Genomic DNA, 21,082 nt, shown 5'->3' with positions numbered 1-21,082 from the left:
GATGGCCATACACGGTGACTCATGTGTAGAGGAGATATTCCCCTCGGACCCGCCGGAACGCCGCCAACTCCTCCTGCCAGGCGGCGGCCACCTCGTCCACGCCCCCTCCCGCGTCGATCATCGTGCGCACCCGGTCGGTCCCCGCCAGCTTGTCGATCCACTGGTCGGACCGCCACGCGAAGCCGCTCCACGTCTTCTTGGCGGTCGCCAGCAGCGCGACTCCGGTGCGCACCGGGTCGTACGCGCCCCGGTCGTGCACATGGAGCTGCACGCCCCCGATGGTCCGCCCCTGGAACTTGGAGAAGGTGGGCGTGAAATACGCCTCCCTGAACCGCACGCCCGGCAGCCCCAGCCCGTTCGCGGCCGCCGCCCAGCGCCCGTCGACACCCTCAGCGCCGAGCAGTTCGAACGGCCGGGTCGTGCCGCGTCCCTCCGAGAGGTTGGTGCCCTCGAACAGACAGGTTCCCGCGTAGACGAGCGCGGAGTCGGGCGTCGGCATGTTCGGGCTCGGCGGTACCCAGGGCAGGCCGCACGCGTCGTAGAAGTCCGACCGCCGCCAGCCCGTCATCGGCACGGTCTCCAGCTTGGTCGTCCCGTTCAGGAACTCCCCGTCGAACAGCCGCGCCAGCTCGGCGACCGTCATCCCGTGCGCCTGGGCCACCGGCTGCCGACCGACGAACGTGGCGAACTCCCGGCGCAGCACCGGCCCCTCGGCGGACCGCCCGGTCACCGGGTTCGGCCGGTCCAGCACCACGAACCGCTTGCCCGCGAGCCGCGCCGCCTCCATGCAGTCGTACAGGGTCCAGATGTACGTGTAGAAACGCGCCCCGACGTCCTGGATGTCGAAGACGACCGTGTCCACCTCGGCTGCCGTGAAGACGTCCGCGAGCGCCCGGCCGTTCTTCAGATACGTGTCGTACACCGGCAGCCCGGTCACCGGATCGTCGTAGCGGCTTTCCGCGCCGCCCGCCTGCGCGGTGCCCCGGAAACCGTGCTCCGGGCCGAACACGGCGGTCAGCCGAACCCGGCCGTCGGCGTGCATCACGTCCACGATGTGGCGTACGTCCCTGGTGACCCCGGTGGGGTTGGTGACGATTCCGACGCGCTGTCCGTCGAGCACGGCGTACCCGTCGTCGGCGAGCCGCTCGAACCCGGTGCGCAGGGGCTCCGCGCGGCGCTGGTCCTCGGCCGCCACCGGTACGGACGACACGGCGGCGGCCGTGGCAGAGGTGAGCAGACCTCGTCGTGACAGACGCATGGGGTGACCTCCGGGCAGCGGGCGGGGACGGGTGAAGGGGCTGCTTGAAGGTGTTCCTGTCGCCCCTTCCCTCACACATACCGACTGGTTAGTCTGGTGAGTCGGAGCCGAATGGCCCCATCTCGACCCATGTCGAACCCCATGTCGAAGGAGACCGATGGTGGAAGCCGTGCAGGACGCCGGAGTGGTAGTCACCGGAGCGGGTGGGGGCATCGGAGCGGCGCTCGCCCGCCGGTTCGCCGCCGCGGGCGCCCGGGTCGTCGTCAACGACCTGGACGCCGCCCGGGCCGAGGTCGTCGCCGCGGAGATCGGCGGGATCGCGGTCCCGGGCGACGCCTCCGCGGTCGTGGGCGCGGCCCGCGAGGCGCTCGGCGGCACGGTCGACGTCTACTGCGCCAACGCCGGTGTCGCCTCCGGCGGCACCGAGGCGGCCGACCCCGAGGTCTGGGCGCGGGCCTGGGACGTCAACGTCATGGCCCATGTGCGCGCCGCCCACGAACTGCTCCCGGCCTGGCTGGAGCGCGGCCTGGGCCGCTTCGTCTCCACCGTCTCCGCCGCGGGACTGCTCACCATGATCGGCGCCGCCCCCTACAGCGTCACCAAGCACGGCGCCTTCGCCTTCGCCGAGTGGATGTCGCTGACGTACCGTCACCGCGGAGTCAAGGTGCACGCGATCTGCCCGCAGGGCGTGCGCACCGACATGCTGGCCGCCACCGGCAGCGCCGGCGACCTGGTCCTCCAGCCCACCGCGATCGAACCGGAGGACGTCGCCGCCGCCCTCTTCAAGGGCATCGAGGAGGACCGCTTCCTGATCCTGCCCCACCCCGAGGTCGCCGAGTACTATGCGGCACGGGCCACCGACCCGGACCGCTGGCTGACGAACATGAACCACATCCAGCAGAAGTGGGAGACCACCCGGTGACCACGTCCCGGTACGCCGCCAAGCCCTGGCTGACCCTGCTCAGCGACGCTCAGCGCGCCCCGGTCCACCCCGCCGACTCCCTCGTCCACGCCCTGCGCCGCGCCGCCGCCGACACCCCGGACCGCGCCTTCCTCGCCTACTTCGACGGCCGGATCGGCTATCGCGAGACCGACGAACTGACCGACTCGCTGGCCGGGCACCTCGCCGCCCGCGGCCTGGAACGCGGCGACCGGGTCGCCGTACTCCTCCAGAACTCCCCGCACTTCGTGCTCGCCGTCCTGGCCGCCTGGAAGGCCGGCGCGACCGTCGTCCCGGTCAACCCGATGTACAAGTCGGGGGAGGTCACCCATGTCCTGCGGGACGCCGGGGCGACGGCCCTGATCTGCACCGACCGGGCCTGGGAGTCGTATCTGCGCGGCACGGCCGCCGACTCCACCGTGCGGATCGTGCTCACCGCCTGCGAACGGGACTTCCAGACCCGCGACGACCCCCGCGTGCCGCTCTCCGAGCGGCTGCCCCAGGCACCCGACGCGGACGACCTGGCCGCCGTCGCCCGCCACGGCCACCAGGCACCCGGGCGACCCGCACCGGCACCGGCCGACCCGGCTCTGATCAGCTACACCTCGGGCACCAGCGGCACCCCCAAGGGCGCCGTCAACACGCACCGCAACATCATGTTCAACGCCGAACGGCAGCGCGTGGGCCTCGCCCTGCCGGAGCACCCCGTGTACTTCGCGCTGGCCCCGCTGTTCCACATCACCGGCATGGTCGCCGAGTTCGCCGCCTGCCTGAACAGCGCCGGCACCCTGGTGCTCGGCCACCGCTTCGAGCCCGGCGTCGTCCTGGAGCTGTTCGCCGAGCACCGCCCCCACTACACCGTCGGCCCGTCCACCGCCTTCATGGCGCTCGCCGCCCACCCGGACGCCACCCCCACGCACTTCGCCTCCTTCGTGAACATCTCCTCCGGCGGCGCCCCTGTACCACCCGCCCTGGTCGAGCGGTTCCGCACGGGCTTCGGCCCCTACATCCGCACCGGCTACGGGCTCACCGAGTGCAGCGGCCCCTGCGCCGCCGTCCCACCCGGCCGGGAGGCGCCCGTGGACCCGGTGTCCGGGACCCTGTCCGTGGGCGTGCCCGGCCCCGACACGGTCATCCGCGTCCTCGACGAGCGGGGCGAGGAGGTCCCGTTCGGCGCGCACGGCGAGATCGTCGTACACGGCCCCCAGGTCGTCCCCGGTTACTGGCAGCGGCCCGAGGCGACCGCCGAGACCTTCCCCGGCGGCGAACTGCGCACCGGGGACATCGGGTTCATGGACGAGCAGGGCTGGGTGTACGTCGTGGACCGCAAGAAGGACATGATCAACGCCTCCGGCTTCAAGGTGTGGCCGCGCGAGGTCGAGGACGTCCTCTACACCCACCCCGCCGTGCGCGAGGCGGCCGTCGTCGGCGTCCCCGACGGCTACCGGGGCGAGACCGTCAAGGCGTACATCAGCCTCCGTCCGGGTGCCGAAACCGACCCGGCCGCACTCGCCGCCCACTGCAAGGAGAGACTGGCTGCCTACAAGTACCCGCGCCAGGTGGAGATCCTGCCCGACTTGCCCAAGACCGCGAGTGGGAAGATCCTCCGTCGGGAACTCCGTTCCCGAACGCACGACAGTCAGTGAGCACCACGGAAAGGCAGGTGGCGGCAGTGCCCAGGACGACGGACGGGGACGGAGCTCCTGTTCCACAGCGGCTCCTTGCCGCCGCCACCCGGCTCTTCGCCGAGCAGGGCTACGACCGTACTTCCGTGCAGGAGATCGTGGAGGCGGCGGGCGTCACCAAGGGGGCGCTGTACCACTACTTCGGCTCCAAGGACGACCTCCTCCAGGAGGTCTACGCCCGTGTGCTGCGCGTTCAGCAGGAGCGTCTCGACGCCTACGCGGACGCCGACGAGCCGGTCGAGAAGCGGCTGCGGGCCGCGGCGGCGGACGTGGTCGTCACGACGATCGAGAACCTCGACGACGCGATGATCTTCTTCCGCTCCATGCACCACCTGAGCCCCGAGAAGAACAGACAGGTGCGCGCCGAGCGCCGGCACTACCACGAACGCTTCCGCGCGCTCATCGAGGAGGGCCAGCGCGAGGGTGTCTTCTCCTCGGCGACGCCCGCCGACCTGGTGGTCGACTACCACTTCGGCTCGGTCCACCACCTGTCGACCTGGTACCGCCCGGGCGGGCCGCTCACCCCGCAGGAGGTCGCCGACCACCTGGCCGACCTGCTGCTGCGCGCCCTGCGCCCCTGACGCGCCCCGACACATGTGGAGCGGGGCGGGACGGCCGTACCCATGGCCGTCCCGCCCCGTCCTCCGCGCTCGCTCGTACTCGCTCAGAGATACCGCTTCAGCTCACGCCGCGCCAGCGACCGCTGGTGCACCTCGTCCGGACCGTCCGCGATCATCAGCGTCCGCGCCGCCGCGTACAGCTCGGCCAGCGGGAAGTCCTGGCTCACCCCGCCCGCGCCGTGCAGCTGGATCGCCCGGTCGAGGATGTCCACGACCGCGCGCGGGGTGGCGATCTTGATGGCCTGGATCTCCGTGTGGGCACCCCGGTTGCCGACCGTGTCCATCAGCCAGGCCGTCTTCAGCACCAGCAGCCGCAGCTGCTCGACCGTCACCCGGGCGTCCGCGATCCAGTTGTGGACCACACCCTGCTGCGCCAGCTCCTTGCCGAAGGCCGTACGCGCCACGGCCCGGCGGCACATCAGCTCGATCGCCTGCTCCGCCATGCCGATCAGCCGCATGCAGTGGTGGATACGGCCCGGACCGAGCCGGGCCTGGGCGATGGCGAAGCCGCCGCCCTCCTCGCCGATCAGGTTCGACACCGGTACACGCGCGTGGTCGAAGACCACCTCGGCGTGCCCGCCGTGGGAGTGGTCCTCGTACCCGAACACCCGCATCGCCCGCTCCACGGTCACACCCGGGGTGTCACGGGGGACCAGGACCATGGACTGCTGCCGGCGGATGTCCGCGCCGTCCGGATCCGTCTTGCCCATCACGATGAAGATCCTGCAGTCCGGGTTCATCGCCCCGGAGATGTACCACTTGCGGCCGGTGATGACGTATTCGTCGCCGTCCCGTTCGATGAGGGTGGTGATGTTGGTGGCGTCCGAGGAGGCCACCTCCGGCTCGGTCATCGCGAACGCCGAGCGGATCTCACCCGCCAGCAGCGGCTCCAGCCACTGCTTGCGCTGCCGCTCGTCGCCGAACTGCGCCAGCACCTCCATGTTGCCGGTGTCCGGTGCCGCGCAGTTCAGCGCCGGGGGCGCCAGATGCGGGGAGCGGCCGGTGATCTCGGCGAGCGGGGCGTACTGGAGGTTGGTGAGGCCCGCGCCGTACTCGGCGTCCGGCAGGAACAGGTTCCACAGCCCCTGCCTGCGCGCCTCCGCCTTCAGTTCCCCCACCACGGCCGGGGTGTCCCAGGGCGACGCGAGCGCGGCCCGCTGCTCCTCCGCCACCGCCTCCGCCGGATACACGTACTCGTCCATGAAGGCGAGCAGCCTGCCGCGCAGTTCCTCGGTACGCGCGTCGAACGCGAAGTCCATGTCCGGTCAGCCTTCCTGAAGAGTGGTCAGTCCGTGGTCGATGAAGACGGGCACCAGCTCGCCGATGCGGTCGAAACCGCGTCCGACCGTCTGGCCGAGCGTGTACCGGTAGTGGATGCCCTCCAGGATCACGGCGAGCTTGAACCAGGCGAACGCGGTGTACCAGGAGACGGCCGAGACGTCCCGCCCGGAGCGTTCGGCATAGCGCCCGATCAGCTCGGCCGGGGTCGGATGTCCCGGCGCGGTGGCGGTGGTGGAGACGGGCGACTCGGACAGGTCCAGGGGTGTGCTGTACATCGCCAGCAGACCGAGGTCGGTGAGCGGGTCCCCGAGCGTCGACATCTCCCAGTCGAGGATCGCCGTGATGCGGTCGCCGGTGTCGATCAGCACGTTGTCGAGCCGGTAGTCGCCGTGCACCACGGTGGGCGCGGGGGAGTGCGGCAGCCGTCTGCCGAGCGCCGAGTGCAGCTCGTCGATGCCCGGCAGCTCACGGTTGCGGGAGGCGTCCAGCTGTTTGCCCCAGCGGCGCAGCTGGCGGTCGAGGAAGCCGTCCGGGCGGCCGAAGTCCGCGAGGCCGACCTCGTCCGGGTCGACCGCGTGCAGCTCTACCAGGGTGTCCACGAGGGACAGCACCGCGGCGCGGGTGCGCTCGGGGCCGAGCGGGGCGAGCTGGCCGGCGGTGCGGTACGGGGTGCCCGTCACGAACTCCATGACGTAGAAGGGCGCTCCGAGCACCTCGGTGTCCTCGCACAGCAGCACCGGGCGCGGCACCGGCACGTTCGTGGGGTGGAGCGCGCTGATCACCCGGTGCTCGCGCTTCATGTCGTGCGCGGTGGCGAGGACGTGACCGAGCGGAGGCCGCCGTACGACCCACTTCGCGGTCCCGTCGGAGAGCGCGTAGGTCAGGTTCGACCGGCCGCCCTCGATCAGCCGGCCGGTCAGCGGGCCGTTCAGCAGGCCGGGCCGCTCACGGTCGAGCAGATCGCGCAGCCGCTCCAGATCGAGTCCGGGCGGGTGGTCGGGGCTCATGCACACTCCTACGACGAGCGAACAGGACCCGACTCATGATGCCGACCGGTCGGTATGCCGTCCAGTGGGTGAGCCGAACGTGACCGGCGCCACGTGGACGGGCGGCTCCCCCCGGGGCCCCCGGGCGGGGAGCCGCCGCTCGGTCAGTGGCAGTCCCAGTGACCGTCGTGCTCGGCGTGCCGGTGACCGTCGTGCACGTAGTCGACGTGGTCGCCGTGGCGTACGCGCCCGTGCCCGCAGCCCGTTCCGTGCTGGTGGGGGTGCTCCTCGTGCGCCACGTGCCCGGCCGGCTCGCACTCGTCCCAGTGCTCGTCGTGGCCGCGGTGCAGATGCCCGTCGTGCGCGTAGTCCAAGTGGTCGCCGTGCGGAACCGCGGTGTGCCCGCACGCCGGACCGTGGACGTGCGTCCCGTGGGCGGTGTGTTCCATGCAGAGGCTGGTCATGCTGCTCACCTTCGGAGGTACGGGGAGGGTGATGACGACGGCAAGGCTGCCACGCGAACGGCCCATATCGGGGCATCCCGGTTGCGTGGCGTGCGAGAGCCACCGATGGTCGGTGCCATGAAGGGCATCAGCTACAGCCGGTACGGCGGACCCGAGGTGCTGGAGTACGGAGAGGTGCGCGACCCGAAGGTCGGGCCTGACTCGGTACTGGTGAAGGTGCGCGCGGCCGGCGTCAACCCCGTCGACTGGAAGTGCCGGGACGGTCACCTGGACGGGATCCTGGACGCGGTGTTCCCCGTGATCCCCGGCTGGGACGTCTCCGGGGTCGTCGTGCAGCCCGGCCTCTCCGTCACCGAGTTCGCGGTCGGTGACGAGGTGATCGGCTACGTCCGTGAGGACTACCTCTGCCGGGGCACCTTCGCCGAGTACGTCGCCGCCCCCGTGCGCACCCTCGCCCGCAAGCCGCTCAACCTCTCCTTCGAGGAGGCCGCCGGGCTGCCGCTGGCCGGACTCACCGCCTTCCAGGCGATCACCGGGGTGCTGGAGGCCGGTCGCGGAGACACGGTCCTGGTCCACGCGGCTGCGGGCGGGGTGGGCTCGGTCGCCGTCCAGATCGCGGCCCATCTCGGCGCCCGGGTCATCGGTACGGCGAGTGAGCGCAACCACGACTTCGTCCGCGGCCTGGGTGCCGAACCGGTCACGTACGGCGCGGGCCTGGCCGAACGGGTGCGCGGGCTCGCGCCCGAGGGCGTGGACGCGGCCTTCGACACCGTCGGCGGCGACGCGCTCCGCGTCTCGGCCAACCTGCTCGCGCCCGAGGGCCGCCTGGTGTCCATCGCCGACCCCGAGGTGCTCGGCTACGGCGGCCGCTACCACTTCGTCCGCCCCGATCCGGTGGACCTCGGCCGCCTGTCCGAACTGGCGGAACAGGGCGTGGTGAACGTGCACGTCTCCGAGACCTTCCCGCTGGAGCGGGCGGCGGACGCGCTGCGGCTGAGCGAGGAGGGACACACCCGGGGCAAGATCGTGGTCACGGTGGACTGGGATACCGAGACAACGGAGTAGAGCCCGGACACCGCGGTGACGGAGCCGGCCCTACAGGACGAGGGCGGCGGCGCACACCGCCGTGGTGACCACGCACAGCACGGCCACCGTGGCATGCCGTGGGGTGAGGGCGGCGGGACGTCCGGTGGCGGCGAGGGCGCCGACCCGCTGGTGCGCCGTCCACAGGAAGCCGAGCCAGAGCGCCCCGCACAGCCCGCACACGGTCACGGCCGTGACCGACACTCCGCCGTGCACGGTGTTCCGCAGGGCGAGCACGAAGGCGACGGCATACGAAAGCGTCGTACGGCGCCAGGCCAGCCTGGTCCGCTCCGGCTGCAGTCCGGGGTCGCGCGCGTCCGTCACCGCCTCCGACACCCGTTCATCCTTCCCACCCGACGAGGACGACGACGACCATCGCGATCGCCACCACCGCTATCACCAGGCTCAGCAGCGCGGGGAAGCGGGAGACCGGCAGGTCCTCGCCCCTGCGCATGGCGCGCTCGCAGCGTATCCAGTGGTTGATCGCGCGCAGCGAGCACAGCACCCCCGCCCCGAGCAGCGCGAGCGCGAGCCCGACGCGCCAGGCCCAGCGCAGGTCGGGCAGGAACTGGTCCACCGCGAATCCGCCGCCGATCAGCGCGAGAGCGGTCCGCAGCCAGGCCAGGAAGGTCCGCTCGTTGGCCAGCGAGAACCGGTAGTCCGGGGTGCTGCCGTCCTCCCGGACCAGGTCCGGCGCAAACCACAGCCGAACGTTCCGCACGAATTCGATCACGTATCGACCTTATCGATCCCGGTGGGAGCCGTCCCGTGCGCTTTGAGCCGCTCGTACGCCGCCAGCCCGTCCGGGGCCCACTCCCACTCCCCGAGCCGCCGTTCCACCTCGTCGTCGGCCAGGAAGCCGTGCCAGGCGACCTCCTCCACCTGCGGGCTCACCGGCGACGCGCAGCGCACCTCGTACACCGCCGACCACCAGCTGAGGCCGGCGCCGTCGTCGTACAGGAACGTGAAGAGGTGCGACGGACGGGGCAGCCCGGTCACCCCCAGCTCCTCCTCCGCCTCGCGCAGGGCCGCCTCGTCGTAGGACTCGCCCGCACCGACCACCCCGCCCACGAACATGTCGTAGAGGGAGGGGAAGACCAGCTTCTCCGCCGTACGCCGGTGCACGAAGATCCGCCCGGCCGAGTCCCGGGCCTGCACGAAGACACACCGGTGCCGCAGCCCACGGGCGTAGGCCTCGCCGCGCGGGGACTGCCCGATGACCCGGTCGTTCTCGTCCACGATGTCGAGCATCTCGTCAGCTGCACTCATGCCTTCATACAACCAGGTCACGCGCATGCGACCGATCCCACGGGTTCCCCCGGACGGACGTATCGCCTGGCCGAGAAGAGGGGGCCGGGCATAGCGTCGTACTAGTATTTCCGGCTTGGTATGGAGCTGGAGCCGGACAACCCCAGGCAGACCTGCGGGCCCGCCAGCACCCCGGAGCTTCCGGGAACTAGACGCGAGGACCGGATGGCAGCCATACACGAGGGCAGTGCTCTCGGCCTGCTCGACGACGAGATCCGCGAGCAGTTCGGTGGCACGGCACGATTCTCCGCCGCTCACGCCGCCTCGGCGCGCACGCTCGTGGACGTCTTCGACGCCTCCGTACGCGCGTACCCGGACGAGCCGGCCCTGGACGACGGCTCGGCGCGGCTCACCTACCGGGCGCTGGCCGCGGAGGTCGAGCGGCTGCGGCGGCGACTCGCGGACGCCGGGGTCGGCCTCGGCGACCGGGTGGGCGTACGTGTGCCCTCCGGGACCAACGAGTTGTACGTCGCCATCCTCGCCGTACTCGCCGCCGGCGCCGCCTATGTTCCCGTCGACGCCGAGGACCCCGACGAGCGGGCCGAGCTGGTGTTCGGGGAGGCGGCGGTGCGAGCCGTCGTCGGGGCCGGCCACCGGATCATCGTCGACGGCGACCCCTCGGAGGTGGCCGCCGGCCGTCCGGGCGCCGAGCACGACGCCTGGATCATCTTCACCTCCGGTTCCACCGGCAAGCCCAAGGGCGTCGCGGTCGCCCACCGCAGCGCCGCCGCCTTCGTTGACGCCGAGGCGGCACTGTTCCTCACCGAGGAGCCCATCGGGCCCGGCGACCGGGTCATGGCGGGACTGTCCGTCGCCTTCGACGCGTCCTGCGAGGAGATGTGGCTGGCCTGGCGGTACGGCGCCTGTCTGGTGCCCGTGCCCCGCTCGCAGGTCAGGAGCGGCGCCGATCTCGGGCCCTGGCTGGTGGAACAGGACATCACGGTCGTGTCCACCGTGCCGACGCTGGCCGCGCTCTGGGAGCCCGAGGCACTCGGCGACGTGCGCCTGCTGATCTTCGGCGGCGAGGCCTGCCCGCCCGAGCTGGTGCAGCGGCTGGTCACGGAGGGCCGCGAGGTCTGGAACACCTACGGCCCCACCGAGGCCACGGTGGTGGCCTGCGCGGCACTGCTGACCGGCGAGGAGCCGATACGCATCGGGCTGCCGCTGAACGGCTGGGAGCTGGCCGTCGTGGACGAGGCCGGGGAACCCGTGGCCATGGGCGGCAGCGGACAGCTGGTGATCGGCGGCGTGGGACTCGCCCGCTACCTCGACGCGGAGAAGGACGCCGAGAAGTACGCGCCGCTCGCGTCACTGGGCTGGGAACGGGCCTACCGAAGCGGTGACCTGGTCAAGGCGGACCCCGAAGGACTCATCTTCCTGGGACGCGCCGACGAACAGATCAAGCTCGGCGGCCGCCGCATCGAGCTGGGCGAGGTCGACGCGGCACTCCAGGCACTCCCCGGAGTGGCGGGCGCCGCCGCCGCCGTACGCACCGCCCGCAGCGGCAACCAGCTCCTCGTCGGATACGTGGTGACCCAGGACGGCTGGGACCAGGCGGAGGCCGTCGAGAAACTGCGCGCCGAACTCCCGGCCGCACTCGTCCCCCTGCTCGCGCCGGTCCCCGACCTGCCGACCCGCACCTCCGGCAAGGTCGACCGGAACGCCCTGCCCTGGCCCCTCGAAGGGCTGGAGACCGGCAAGAAGACCGAACAGCTCTACGGCACCGAGGCCTGGCTCGCCGAGCAGTGGACGGAAGTCCTCGGCATCCCGGTGGCGAGCGCCTCGGACGACTTCTTCGCGATCGGCGGCGGCAGCCTGGCCGCCGCCCAGCTCACCACCCGGCTGCGCACCCGCTACCCGAGCGCCGCAGTCCTCGACATCTACCAGCAGCCGACACTGCGCAAGCTGGCCCGGCGCCTTGAGGCGTCGGCACCGGACGACAGCGCGCGGCGCACGGTCGCGCCGGTCCCGGCGCCCGCCCGGCTCGCGCAGCTCCTGCTGCTCGTCCCGCTGTTCACCCTGCTCGGGCTGCGCTGGACGGTGGCCCTCGCGGCGGTCGGGAAGCTCCTGCCCGGCTACACATGGCTGCCCACCGCCCCCTGGTGGCTGGTGGCCGTCGGCGCCCTGCTGTTCTTCACCCCGCCCGGACGCATCGCGCTCGCCGCGGGCGGGGCCCGGCTGCTGCTGCGGCACCTGAGACCCGGCCGGCATCCCCGCGGCGGCAGCGTGCACCTGCGGCTGTGGACCGCCGAGCGGCTCGCCGAGTTCAGCGGCGCCACCTCGCTCACCGGGTCGTGGCTGCTGCGGTACGCGCGCGCCCTGGGCGCCAAGGTCGGCGAGGACGTCGACCTGCACTCCCTGCCCCCGGTCACCGGCATGCTCAAACTGGGCCGCGGGGCCGCCGTCGAGTCCGAGGTGGACCTCGCCGGGCACTGGCTGGACGGGGACCGGCTGGAGATCGGCCCGGTGAAGGTCGGCGCGCACGCCGTCGTCGGGACCCGCAGCATGCTGTTCCCCGGGGCCCGGGTGGGCAAGCGGGCCGAGGTGGCGCCCGGGTCGGCCGTCACCGGCCAGATCCCGACCGGGCAGCGCTGGGCCGGCGCGCCCGCGGCCAAACTGGGCAAGGCCAAGCGCGGCTGGCCCGAGGAGCGGCCGCAGCGGGGCACGTACTGGCGGGTCATGTACGGCGTGACGGGCGTCGCGCTGAACGCCCTGCCGCTGCTCGCGGGCGCCGCCGCGCTGCTGGTCGCCGGCGCGTTCGTGGCACCCGGGACCGGGTTCGCCGAAGCCCTGCGGGGCGCCGCGCTCGCGCTGGTCCCCGCCACCCTGGCCTACGGGCTGGTGTACGCCCTGGCGATCCTGGCCGCCGTACGCCTGCTCAGCCTCGGGCTGCGCGAGGGCACGCATCCGACGCACAGCCGGATCGGCTGGCAGGCGTGGACGGTCACCCAGCTGATGGACCGGTCCCGCGAGACGCTGTTCCCGCTGTACGCGGGGCTGGCCACACCGGTGTGGCTGCGGCTGCTCGGGATGCGCGTCGGCCGGGGCGCCGAGGTGTCCACGGTGCTCGCCCTGCCGAGTCTGACGACCGTCGGCGACGGCGCGTTCCTCGCGGACGACACGCTGACCGCGCCGTACGAGCTGGGCGGCGGCTGGATGCGGATCGGGCGCGCCGAGATCGGACGGCGGGCGTTCCTCGGGAACTCCGGGATGACTGCGTCCGGGCGCAGCGTGCCGGACGGCGGTCTGGTCGGAGTGCTGTCGGCGACGCCGAAGAAGGCGAAGAAGGGCACCTCGTACCTGGGCCTCCCGCCGGTGAAACTGCCGCGCAGCGCGAACGACGGCGACCAGAGCCTGACGTACGAACCGCCGGCCCGGCTGCTGTGGGCGCGCGGACTGGTGGAGCTCTGCCGGATCGTGCCGGTCCTGTGCTCGGCGGCGCTGGCCGTGCTGACGGCGGCGGCACTGTGCGCGCTCGGCGGATGGGCGCCACTGCTGTCCGGGCTGGTGCTGCTCGCGGCCGGTGCGGCGGCCGGACTGGTGTCGGTCGTCGCGAAGTGGCTGCTGGTGGGACGCCATCGCACCGGGGAACACCCGCTGTGGAGCTCCTTCGTCTGGCGCAACGAGCTGGCGGACACCTTCGTCGAGGTCGTGGCCGTGCCGTGGCTGGCCGGATCGGTGCCCGGCACGCCGCTGATGACGGTGTGGCTGCGGGCGCTCGGCGCGCGGATCGGCCGGGGCGTGTGGGTGGAGAGCTATTGGCTGCCGGAGATGGATCTGGTGACCCTGGAGGACGCCGTGTCCGTGAACCGTGGCTGTGTGCTCCAGACGCACCTCTTCCACGACCGGATCTTGCGGACGGATACTGTTGTTCTCCGTGCGGGCGCCACACTGGGCCCTGGCGGGATCGTGCTGCCCGGCAGCACGATCGGGACCCGTACGACGCTGGGTCCCGCGTCGCTCGTCATGGCCGCGGAATCCGTCCCTGACGACACCCGCTGGCTCGGTAACCCGATCGAGGCATGGCGTTCCTGAACGCGGGCCACTCGGCGTGGGGTGTCACGGGCGGGGCACCGGTGGAGCGGAGTGGCGGTACGGCGCAGGGAGCGGGCACGGCAGTGGCAGTTCAGCAGACAGCGGGTCGCGACCCGTACTTTCCGGACAACGGCGACGCCCGGTACCGGGTGCACCGCTACGAAATCACGCTGGACTACCGCCCGGGCCCCAACCGGCTCGCGGGTTCGGCGCGGATCAACGCGATCGCGGGCCGGGCGCCGCTCACCGAGTTCCAGCTCAACCTGGCCGACTTCAAGATCGGCCGGGTGCGGGTGGACGGCAGACAGCCGCACTACACCCACCGGGGCGGTCGGCTGCGCGTGCGCCCGGCGAAACCGGTGCGGGCCGGGGCCGCGTTCACGGTCGAGGTGCACTGGTCGGGCAACCCCAAGCCGGTACCCAGCCCCTGGGGCGGGCTCGGCTGGGAGGAACTGGAGGACGGCGCGCTGGTGGCGAGCCAGCCGATCGGCGCCTCGTCCTGGTACCCGTGCAACGATCGGCCCGCCGACAAGGCGTCGTACCTGCTCTCGGTGACCACCCCGTCCGCGTACTCGGTCGTCGCGGGCGGGCGGCTGCTCACCCGCACCACCAAGGCGTCCACGACCACCTGGGTGTACGAGCAGTCGGCGCCCACGTCCAGCTATCTCGTCGGCCTGGCGATCGGCAAGTACCAGACGGTGCTGCTCGGCGACCCCGGGCCGGGCGGGATTCCGCAGCACGGGCACATCCCGGCGGAGCTGCTGCCCGAGTTCTCCCGCGACTTCGCGCGGCAGCCCGCGATGATGGAGCTGTTCCAGGACCTGTTCGGGCCGTATCCGTTCGACGAGTACGCGGTCGCGGTGACCGAGGAGGAGCTCGACGTGCCCGTCGAGGCGCAGGGGCTGTCGCTGTTCGGCGCCAATCACGTGGACGGCGCCCGGGGCTCGGAGCGGCTGGTCGCGCACGAGCTGGCGCACCAGTGGTTCGGCAACAGCGTGTCCATCGCCGACTGGCGGCACATCTGGCTGAACGAGGGCTTCGCCAAGTACGCGGAGTGGCTGTGGTCGGAGCGCTCGGGCGGCCGGACCACACACCAACTGGCCGCGCTCGCGCACCGGTTCCTGGCCACACTCCCGCAGGACCTGAAGCTCGCCGACCCGGGCCGCAAGTTCATGTTCGACGACCGGCTCTACGAACGCGGTGGCCTGGCCGTCCACGCGGTGCGCTGCGCGCTGGGCGACGAGGCGTTCTTCCTGATGCTGCGCAGCTGGGTACGGCTGCACCGCAGCGGCGTGGTGTCCACGCAGGCGTTCACCGCGCACGTGGCCCGGTTCACGGACGAGTCGATGGACGACCTGTTCGACACCTGGCTGTACCAGGGTGAGCTGCCGCCGTTGCCGGTACCGAAGGGGTCCACGGCGTCGGCCTGAGCGTCACCGCCGCCGGGACCCGGCACAAGTCGGGGGCCAGGCACAATGGGTGCCGTGTCCCGACGTACCACGCGACCCGCGAAGCACGCCGCCTCCTGCCCCTGTGGGCTCCCCGAGCCGTACGAGCGGTGCTGCGGCCGCTGCCACTCCGGCCAGGTGGCCGCACCGACCGCCGAGACGCTGATGCGGTCGCGGTACAGCGCCTTCGTGAAGGGGGACGCGGCGTATCTGCTGCGGACCTGGCATCCGCGGACCCGGCCGGAGCGGCTGGATCTCGACCCGGGGATGCGCTGGACCGGCCTCGACGTGCTGGGCACGAGTGACGGGTCGGCCTTCCACTCCACCGGGACCGTGACCTTCCGGGCCTCGTACCGGGGCGGCTCGCTGCACGAGCGGAGCCGGTTCGAGCGGGTCGGCGGGGCCTGGGCGTACGTGGACGGGGAGTTCCTGGACGAGTGAGCGCCACGGCGTGAGCGCTACGGCGCGAGGATGTCCAGTTCCTGGAGGGCGCCCGCGGTGATCTCGCGGGTCAGCTGTTCGGCGCGGGCCGCGTCACGGGCGCGTACCGCCTCGGCGACCTGGACGTGCAGGGTGACGGCGGCCGGGTCGGGATCCTCGAACATCACCTCGTGATGGGTGCGGCCGGCCAGCACCTCGGCGACGACATCGCCGAGGCGGGCGAACATCTCGTTGCCGGAGGCGGTGAGGACGGCCCGGTGGAAGGCGATGTCGTGGACGAGATAGCCCTCCAGCCGGTGGCCCCGCGAGTTCGCCACCATGCCGAGCGCGCACTCGGTGAGCCATGCGCACTGCTCCGCCGTCGCGTTCCGCGCGGCCAGGCCCGCCGCGACCGGCTCGACCGCCGAACGCAGCACGGTCAGCGAGCGCAACTGGTGCGGGCGGTCGGCGCCCGCCAGACGCCAGCGGATGACCTGCGGGTCGTAGACGTTCCACTCGGCCTTGGGGCGGACCGTCACGCCCACACGGCGGCGGGACTCGACCAGATGCATGGACTCGAGGACCCGGACCGCCTCGCGCATCACCGAGCGCGACACCTCGAACTGCTGGGCCAGTTCGTCCGTGCGCAGGACGCTGCCGGGCGGATACCCGCCTGCCGTGATCGCGGGCCCGAGGGAGTCCAGGACACGGCCGTGCAGGCCTCGGGCCGGTGTGCTCATGCACTCAGCGTACAGAGTGGATCACTCAACTAAAAAGTCAGACTTATGCATCACAGACTCTTGAATTCGTCGTACCTAATGGGTTTCAGTGAGGCCGTGGCAGTGATGCGTACCCCCCAAGTCGTGGCCGTGATGGGTGTCGCCGGGACCGGCAAGACCACCATCGCGCCGCTGCTCGCCGCCCGGCTCGGCGTCCCGTACGCCGAGGGCGACGACTTTCACCCGCGGGCCAACATCGACAAGATGTCGGCCGGCGTCCCGCTCGACGACGCGGACCGGTGGCCGTGGCTCGACGCCGTCGGCGCCTGGGCCGACGGGCGGCGCGGGCTCGGCGGGGTCGTCAGCTGCTCGGCGCTGAAGCGGTCGTACCGCGACCGGCTCAGGGCCACGGCTCCCGGGATCGTCTTCGTGCACCTCACCGGCTCCCGCCCGCTCGTCGAGGAGCGGATGGCCCGCCGGCACGGGCACTTCATGCCGACGGCGCTGCTGGACTCCCAATTCGCCACCCTCCAGCCGCTCCAGGCGGACGAGGCCGGAGTCGCCGTGGACGTCTCCGGCTCCCCGGAGGAGATCACCGAGCGGGCCGCGACCGCGCTGGCCGCACTTCTCGACCCAGCCCCACTCATCAGCGAGGGAACCCCGTGACCGGACTCAGCGTCGAGCCGTCGGCAGCGGACGCCGTCGAACCCATCACCACGGCGGGCCACGCCCAGCTGGGCATCGCCGTGCTGGCGGGCATCGCCGTCATCGTCCTGCTGATCACCAGGTACAAGCTGCACGCGTTCCTCGCGCTGACCATCGGGTCCCTCGCGCTGGGCGCCTTCGCCGGAGCACCGCTCGACAAGGCCATCGCCAGCTTCACCACCGGCCTCGGCAGCACGGTCGCCGGCGTCGGCGTGCTGATCGCGCTGGGTGCCATCCTCGGCAGGCTGCTCGCCGACTCCGGCGGGGCGGACGAGATAGTCGACACGATCCTCGCGAGGGCCCACGGCCGGGCGATGCCGTGGGCGATGGTGCTCATCGCCACCGTGATCGGGCTGCCGCTGTTCTTCGAGGTCGGCATCGTGCTGCTGATCCCGGTCGTGCTGATGGTCGCCAAACGTGGCAACTACTCCCTGATGCGCATCGGAATCCCGGCGCTCGCCGGACTGTCCGTGATGCACGGTCTGGTGCCCCCGCACCCCGGCCCGCTGGCCGCGATCGACACGGTCAAGGCCGACCTGGGCGTCACCCTCGCCCTCGGCGTCCTCGTCGCGATACCGACGGTGGTCGTCGCCGGACCGCTCTTCTCGAAGGTCGCCGCCCGCTGGGTGGACGTCCCGGCCCCGGAACGCATGCTGGCCCAGCGTCCCTCCGAGGACCTGGCCCGGCGCCCCGGCTTCGGCGCCACGCTCGCCACCATCCTGCTGCCGGTCGTACTGATGCTGGCGAAGGCCCTGGTCGACATCGTGGTGGACGATCCCGCGCACCGGGTGCAGCGCGTCTTCGACGTCATCGGATCCCCACTGATCGCCCTGCTCTCGGCCGTCGTCGTCGGCATGTTCACCCTGGGCCGGCCGGCCGGGTTCGACCGGGAGCGGCTCGCCCGGATCGTCGAGAAGGGGCTCGTGCCCATCGCGGGCATCCTGCTGATCGTCGGCGCGGGCGGTGGCTTCAAGCAGACGCTGATCGACTCCGGGGTCGGCCAGATGATCCTGGACATCTCACGGAACTGGTCGATTCCGGCCCTGCTGCTGGCCTGGCTGATCGCGGTCGCGATCCGGCTGGCGACCGGTTCGGCGACGGTGGCGACCATCTCGGCGGCGGGCCTGGTGGCCCCGCTGGCCGCCGACATGTCGACCACCCACACGGCCCTGCTGGTGCTCGCCATCGGCGCGGGCTCGCTCTTCTTCAGCCATGTCAACGACGCCGGCTTCTGGCTGGTGAAGGAGTACTTCGGGCTCGGCGTCGGGCAGACGGTGAAGACCTGGTCCGTGATGGAGACGATCATCTCCGTGGTCGCGGGCGGACTGGTGCTGGCGCTGTCACTCGTGATCTAGATCCGGCCCGGTTGCGGGACTACGGACACCGACTCAGGGCCGCCACAGCGGATGCTCCCGCTCCGCCCACTCCCGGCTGACCGACCCGGTGCGCAGGCCACGACGTGCTTCCGGGTCGGCCAGCGCCATCCCGATGTGGCCCGCGAGTACGACACCGATGGTCAGGGCCAGCCAGTCGTGCACAAAGGTCGCCGAGGTCCGCCACTCCAGCGGGGTGAGGTGGGTGAACCACATGGTCAGACCGGTACCGAGCATCACCACCGTGGCGCCCGCGATCCAGGAGGCGTACACCTTCTGCCCGGCGTTGAACTTCCCGGCCGGGCGGGAGGCGCGCCGCTTGTCACGGCGCAGGGCCGCGCGCAGCCAGACCCGGTCGTGCGGGCCGAAGCGGTTGAGGAAGCCGAGCGTCGCCCGGAAGGCGCGGGAGGAGAGGCCCAGCAGGACGGGCAGCGGCAGGGCGAGGCCCGCGTACTCGTGGATCTGGACGACCAGGGCACGGCGGCCGACCAGCACGGCGAGCTGCGGGATGTAGAGGCAGGCGGCGGTCGCCACACACACGCCCATCAGCGCGGCCGTCGCCCGGTGCACCCACCGGTCGGCCCGGGTGAAGCGGCGGACGCGGGCGGGCGCCGGGGCCACGGTGTCGGCTCGGTCAGCTCGTAGGGTCATCACTGCGTCCGTTCGAACGGCCGACCCAGGCGTCGACGTCGTAGCCGAGGTGCTCCCAGTAGCCGGGCTGGACGTGGTCGGTCACGGTGATGCCGGAGAGCCACTTGGCCGACTTGTAGAAGTACATGGGGGCGACATAGAGGCGGGCGGGACCGCCGTGGTCGTGGCCGATGTCCTTGTCCTGCATCCGCAGGGCCACCAGCACGTCGGGGCGGCGGGCCTGCTCCAGGGTGAGGCTCTCGGTGTAGGTGCCGTCGAAGCAGCTGAAGCGGATCGCCCTGGCGCTGTCGCGCACGCCCGCCGCGTCCAGCAGGTCCGAGAGCCGTACGCCCTCGAAGGGCGTGCCCGGGACCCGCCAGCCGGTGACGCACTGGACGTCCTTGACCAGCCGGGTCTGCGGCAGGGCGCGCAGGTCCGCGAGGGTGTACGTGTGCGGGCTGTCCACCAGTCCGTCGACCGTGAGCCGGTAGTCGGCCGGGCCCTTGTGCGGGACGGACGCGGCCACCGAGTAGTAGCGGAAGCCGCCGCCGTTGGGCAGCAGGCCCGTCAGACCCGTCGGGTCCTTGCCGGACACGGAGCCGAGGACGGCCTCCATCCCGCGTTGCAGGGTCGGGGCGGCCGCCATGCCGAGGGCGCCGAGGCCGATGGTGCCGAGCAGCACACGGCGGCCGATGGGGCGCCCCTCCGGTTCGCGGGATGCCCCGGGCTCCGCGGGCTCGGGCTCCGCAGGCCCCTCGGGTCGTTCGGTGTTCACATGTTCATTCGAGCACTCACGGCACCGGCGTGGCCAGGGGGATGGCGGGAAGGTCAGACTTCTGTAATCACTGACTCATTCACTGAGTGCCCGGGAGCGTGCCGCGCGGAAGGCGGCGTGCGGGTCCCGGTCCGGGTACCACCAGGGGGCCGGGGTGGCGTGCCGGCCGATGCGCCGGAACAGGGCCGCCGCCTCGGCGCTCCGGCCCGCGCAGGACGTGGCGTGGGCGAGGAAGTTCAAGTCGACGGGGTGGCGTGGGTGGTCGTCCCGCTCCCACTCCAGCCACCAGTGGAAGGCGGTCCGCAGTACTCGGCGGGCCCGCGGCTGGGCCCAGTGCGCGGACGCGGCGGGGTCGGAGGGCGCCCGGCCGACCGAGGCCAGCACCCGGTAGCGCTCGGCGTGCGCGACGACGGGCAGGACGGCGAGCGGGGAGTCCGCGGGGGCCCGGTCGGCGGCCCGGTCGGCGAACTCGTAGACCTCGTGCCGCGGGTCCGGCCCGCGCTCGGGGCGCCGCTCGGCGAGGCGGGCCACCCTCAGATGGTGGGCGTGATGGTGGTCGGGGTGGCGGTCCAGCACCTCGGCGAAGATCCGGTCCGCCTCCGGCCCGGCGCCCTCGAGGAGCAGCAGACCGAGCCACGGGGTGGGGTCGTCGGGGGCGAGCACGGCCGCCGTGCGGCAGGCCTCACGCGCCGCCGCCGGGTCCTCCCTGCCCCGCAGCGCGCGGCGTACCAGGCCCAGGGCGAGCAGTGCGGAGGCGTCGGCCGAGTCGGGTTCGGCGTGCTGCCAGTCACGGGCCCAGGCTGCCGCGTAGGGCTCCCGGGCGAGAACGGTGATCCGGTGTCCGCGCAGGTCCCAGTCGTCGCCGGTGCGAAGCAGCAGCGAGCGGGCGGCCTGCCAGCGGCCCTGTGTCAGGGCGGCGCGCGCGACGACCAGCTCCGAATCGCCGAGGGCACCGTCGAAGGGGCGGGCCGTGCGTTCGGGGCCGGGGTCGAGCAGGGGCGGGAGTGGAGGCACCGCAGGACTTCCTGGTTCTCGGGCTGCCATCGGCCGATCACGCACAGCAAACCCTCAGCCAATACGTCGCGTCAAGCGGAACGGGGCTGTTGCTGCCTTCAACTAGCTTTTCCGGTGAGGGACTTGAGGCGATCAACGGCCGTGGCCCCGGGGTCGTCGGGGCGGCCGCGGCTCACTCGTGTGGCGTACGCCATGGCGTCTTCCGCCCGCGACCCCCACCATGGCCGTACGGTCCCGCCAAAACCGGACATATCCCCTCGGGTATTCACGGCGGCAGGACCGCGTCAACTACCCGGTTCCGGGTACTCCGCGGGGCAACGGTGCTTCGGGAGCGCTAC

The 21,082-nt window shown here is 72.2% G+C and carries 20 protein-coding genes; 9 read left to right on the top strand and 11 right to left on the bottom strand.

Annotation, left to right across the window (positions count from 1 at the left end):
• Positions 1 to 19 precede the first annotated feature (19 nt).
• On the bottom strand, positions 20 to 1,258 hold the full coding sequence (locus tag ACIPK3_RS19690; protein ID WP_402571252.1) for an exo-beta-N-acetylmuramidase NamZ domain-containing protein: 1,239 nt from the start codon (positions 1,256 to 1,258) through the stop codon (positions 20 to 22).
• 157 nt (positions 1,259 to 1,415) lie between these two features.
• Here ACIPK3_RS19690 and ACIPK3_RS19685 point away from each other — a divergent pair, with 157 nt between their 5' ends.
• Genes ACIPK3_RS19685 through ACIPK3_RS19675 form a run of 3 tightly spaced genes read left to right on the top strand, consistent with a single transcriptional unit; the run spans position 1,416 to position 4,464 of the window.
• Positions 1,416 to 2,180 (top strand): SDR family oxidoreductase, encoded by a 765-nt coding sequence (locus tag ACIPK3_RS19685; protein ID WP_402571251.1) that lies wholly within the window; start codon positions 1,416 to 1,418, stop codon positions 2,178 to 2,180.
• The gene (locus ACIPK3_RS19680) at positions 2,177 to 3,844 is read left to right on the top strand and encodes a class I adenylate-forming enzyme family protein (RefSeq protein WP_402571249.1); all 1,668 of its coding nucleotides are present in this window, start codon (positions 2,177 to 2,179) and stop codon (positions 3,842 to 3,844) included. The genes ACIPK3_RS19685 and ACIPK3_RS19680 overlap by 4 nt, the downstream gene beginning before the upstream one ends.
• 26 nt (positions 3,845 to 3,870) lie before the next feature.
• A complete protein-coding gene (locus tag ACIPK3_RS19675) occupies positions 3,871 to 4,464 on the top strand; it encodes a TetR/AcrR family transcriptional regulator (protein ID WP_402571247.1) in 594 nt (197 codons plus the stop codon).
• A gap of 83 nt (positions 4,465 to 4,547) precedes the next feature.
• On the opposite strand, the gene ACIPK3_RS19670 is transcribed toward ACIPK3_RS19675, so the two are convergent.
• The 3 genes from ACIPK3_RS19670 to ACIPK3_RS19660 all read right to left on the bottom strand — a co-directional run bounded on the left by ACIPK3_RS19670 (position 4,548) and on the right by ACIPK3_RS19660 (position 7,234).
• Entirely contained in the window at positions 4,548 to 5,762 is a 1,215-nt protein-coding gene (locus ACIPK3_RS19670) for an acyl-CoA dehydrogenase family protein (protein ID WP_402571246.1), read from the bottom strand.
• Between the two features lie 6 nt (positions 5,763 to 5,768).
• A complete protein-coding gene (locus tag ACIPK3_RS19665) occupies positions 5,769 to 6,791 on the bottom strand; it encodes a phosphotransferase family protein (protein WP_402571244.1) in 1,023 nt (340 codons plus the stop codon).
• A 143-nt stretch (positions 6,792 to 6,934) separates the two neighbouring features.
• A complete protein-coding gene (locus ACIPK3_RS19660; protein WP_402571242.1) occupies positions 6,935 to 7,234 on the bottom strand; it encodes a hypothetical protein in 300 nt (99 codons plus the stop codon).
• Positions 7,235 to 7,351: 117 nt separating this feature from the next.
• Between ACIPK3_RS19660 and ACIPK3_RS19655 the strand changes: the two genes are divergently transcribed.
• A complete protein-coding gene (locus tag ACIPK3_RS19655; protein WP_402571241.1) occupies positions 7,352 to 8,299 on the top strand; it encodes an NADP-dependent oxidoreductase in 948 nt (315 codons plus the stop codon).
• Positions 8,300 to 8,329: 30 nt separating this feature from the next.
• Here ACIPK3_RS19655 and ACIPK3_RS19650 read toward each other — a convergent pair whose 3' ends face one another.
• From ACIPK3_RS19650 to ACIPK3_RS19640, 3 genes are read right to left on the bottom strand one after another with little or no spacing between them, the layout of a single operon-like run.
• A complete protein-coding gene (locus ACIPK3_RS19650; RefSeq protein ID WP_402571239.1) occupies positions 8,330 to 8,653 on the bottom strand; it encodes a DUF202 domain-containing protein in 324 nt (107 codons plus the stop codon).
• Between the two features lie 4 nt (positions 8,654 to 8,657).
• Positions 8,658 to 9,050 carry a YidH family protein gene (locus ACIPK3_RS19645; RefSeq protein ID WP_402571237.1) on the bottom strand — a complete coding sequence of 131 codons (393 nt, stop codon included), beginning with the start codon at positions 9,048 to 9,050 and terminating at the stop codon, positions 8,658 to 8,660.
• Entirely contained in the window at positions 9,047 to 9,586 is a 540-nt protein-coding gene (locus ACIPK3_RS19640; protein WP_402571235.1) for an NUDIX domain-containing protein, read from the bottom strand. Before ACIPK3_RS19640 ends, ACIPK3_RS19645 begins: the two co-directional genes overlap by 4 nt.
• Positions 9,587 to 9,790: 204 nt before the next feature.
• Between ACIPK3_RS19640 and ACIPK3_RS19635 the strand changes: the two genes are divergently transcribed.
• The 3 genes from ACIPK3_RS19635 (at position 9,791) to ACIPK3_RS19625 (ending at position 15,549) form a co-directional block, all read left to right on the top strand.
• Entirely contained in the window at positions 9,791 to 13,660 is a 3,870-nt protein-coding gene (locus ACIPK3_RS19635) for a Pls/PosA family non-ribosomal peptide synthetase (protein ID WP_402571233.1), read from the top strand.
• Positions 13,661 to 13,743: 83 nt separating this feature from the next.
• The gene (locus ACIPK3_RS19630; RefSeq protein ID WP_402571232.1) at positions 13,744 to 15,090 is read left to right on the top strand and encodes a M1 family metallopeptidase; all 1,347 of its coding nucleotides are present in this window, start codon (positions 13,744 to 13,746) and stop codon (positions 15,088 to 15,090) included.
• Positions 15,091 to 15,135: 45 nt separating this feature from the next.
• Positions 15,136 to 15,549, top strand: coding sequence for a YchJ family protein (locus tag ACIPK3_RS19625; RefSeq protein WP_402571230.1), 414 nt, complete (start codon positions 15,136 to 15,138; stop codon positions 15,547 to 15,549).
• Positions 15,550 to 15,566: 17 nt separating this feature from the next.
• Here the strand turns inward: ACIPK3_RS19625 and ACIPK3_RS19620 are convergent, their stop codons facing one another.
• Complete coding sequence (locus tag ACIPK3_RS19620) at positions 15,567 to 16,268, bottom strand: FadR/GntR family transcriptional regulator (protein WP_402571228.1); 702 nt, start codon at positions 16,266 to 16,268, stop codon at positions 15,567 to 15,569.
• Positions 16,269 to 16,373: 105 nt separating this feature from the next.
• Here ACIPK3_RS19620 and ACIPK3_RS19615 point away from each other — a divergent pair, with 105 nt between their 5' ends.
• A complete protein-coding gene (locus ACIPK3_RS19615; RefSeq protein WP_402571226.1) occupies positions 16,374 to 16,913 on the top strand; it encodes a gluconokinase in 540 nt (179 codons plus the stop codon).
• Complete coding sequence (locus ACIPK3_RS19610) at positions 16,910 to 18,307, top strand: gluconate:H+ symporter (RefSeq protein WP_402571225.1); 1,398 nt, start codon at positions 16,910 to 16,912, stop codon at positions 18,305 to 18,307. The genes ACIPK3_RS19615 and ACIPK3_RS19610 overlap by 4 nt, the downstream gene beginning before the upstream one ends.
• 33 nt (positions 18,308 to 18,340) lie before the next feature.
• On the opposite strand, the gene ACIPK3_RS19605 is transcribed toward ACIPK3_RS19610, so the two are convergent.
• The 3 genes from ACIPK3_RS19605 to ACIPK3_RS19595 form a co-directional block, all read right to left on the bottom strand.
• Positions 18,341 to 18,976, bottom strand: a complete 636-nt coding sequence (locus ACIPK3_RS19605; RefSeq protein WP_402571224.1) for a cytochrome b/b6 domain-containing protein — start codon at positions 18,974 to 18,976, stop codon at positions 18,341 to 18,343.
• A complete protein-coding gene (locus tag ACIPK3_RS19600) occupies positions 18,960 to 19,730 on the bottom strand; it encodes a molybdopterin-dependent oxidoreductase (RefSeq protein ID WP_402571222.1) in 771 nt (256 codons plus the stop codon). The genes ACIPK3_RS19605 and ACIPK3_RS19600 overlap by 17 nt, the downstream gene beginning before the upstream one ends.
• Positions 19,731 to 19,805: 75 nt before the next feature.
• Entirely contained in the window at positions 19,806 to 20,744 is a 939-nt protein-coding gene (locus tag ACIPK3_RS19595; RefSeq protein ID WP_402571221.1) for a hypothetical protein, read from the bottom strand.
• Positions 20,745 to 21,082 lie beyond the last annotated feature (338 nt).

Origin of the sequence: Streptomyces sp. NPDC086787, assembly GCF_044745865.1 — a bacterium.
GTDB lineage: Bacteria > Actinomycetota > Actinomycetes > Streptomycetales > Streptomycetaceae > Streptomyces.
This window is presented reverse-complemented; position numbering and strand designations above follow the sequence as displayed.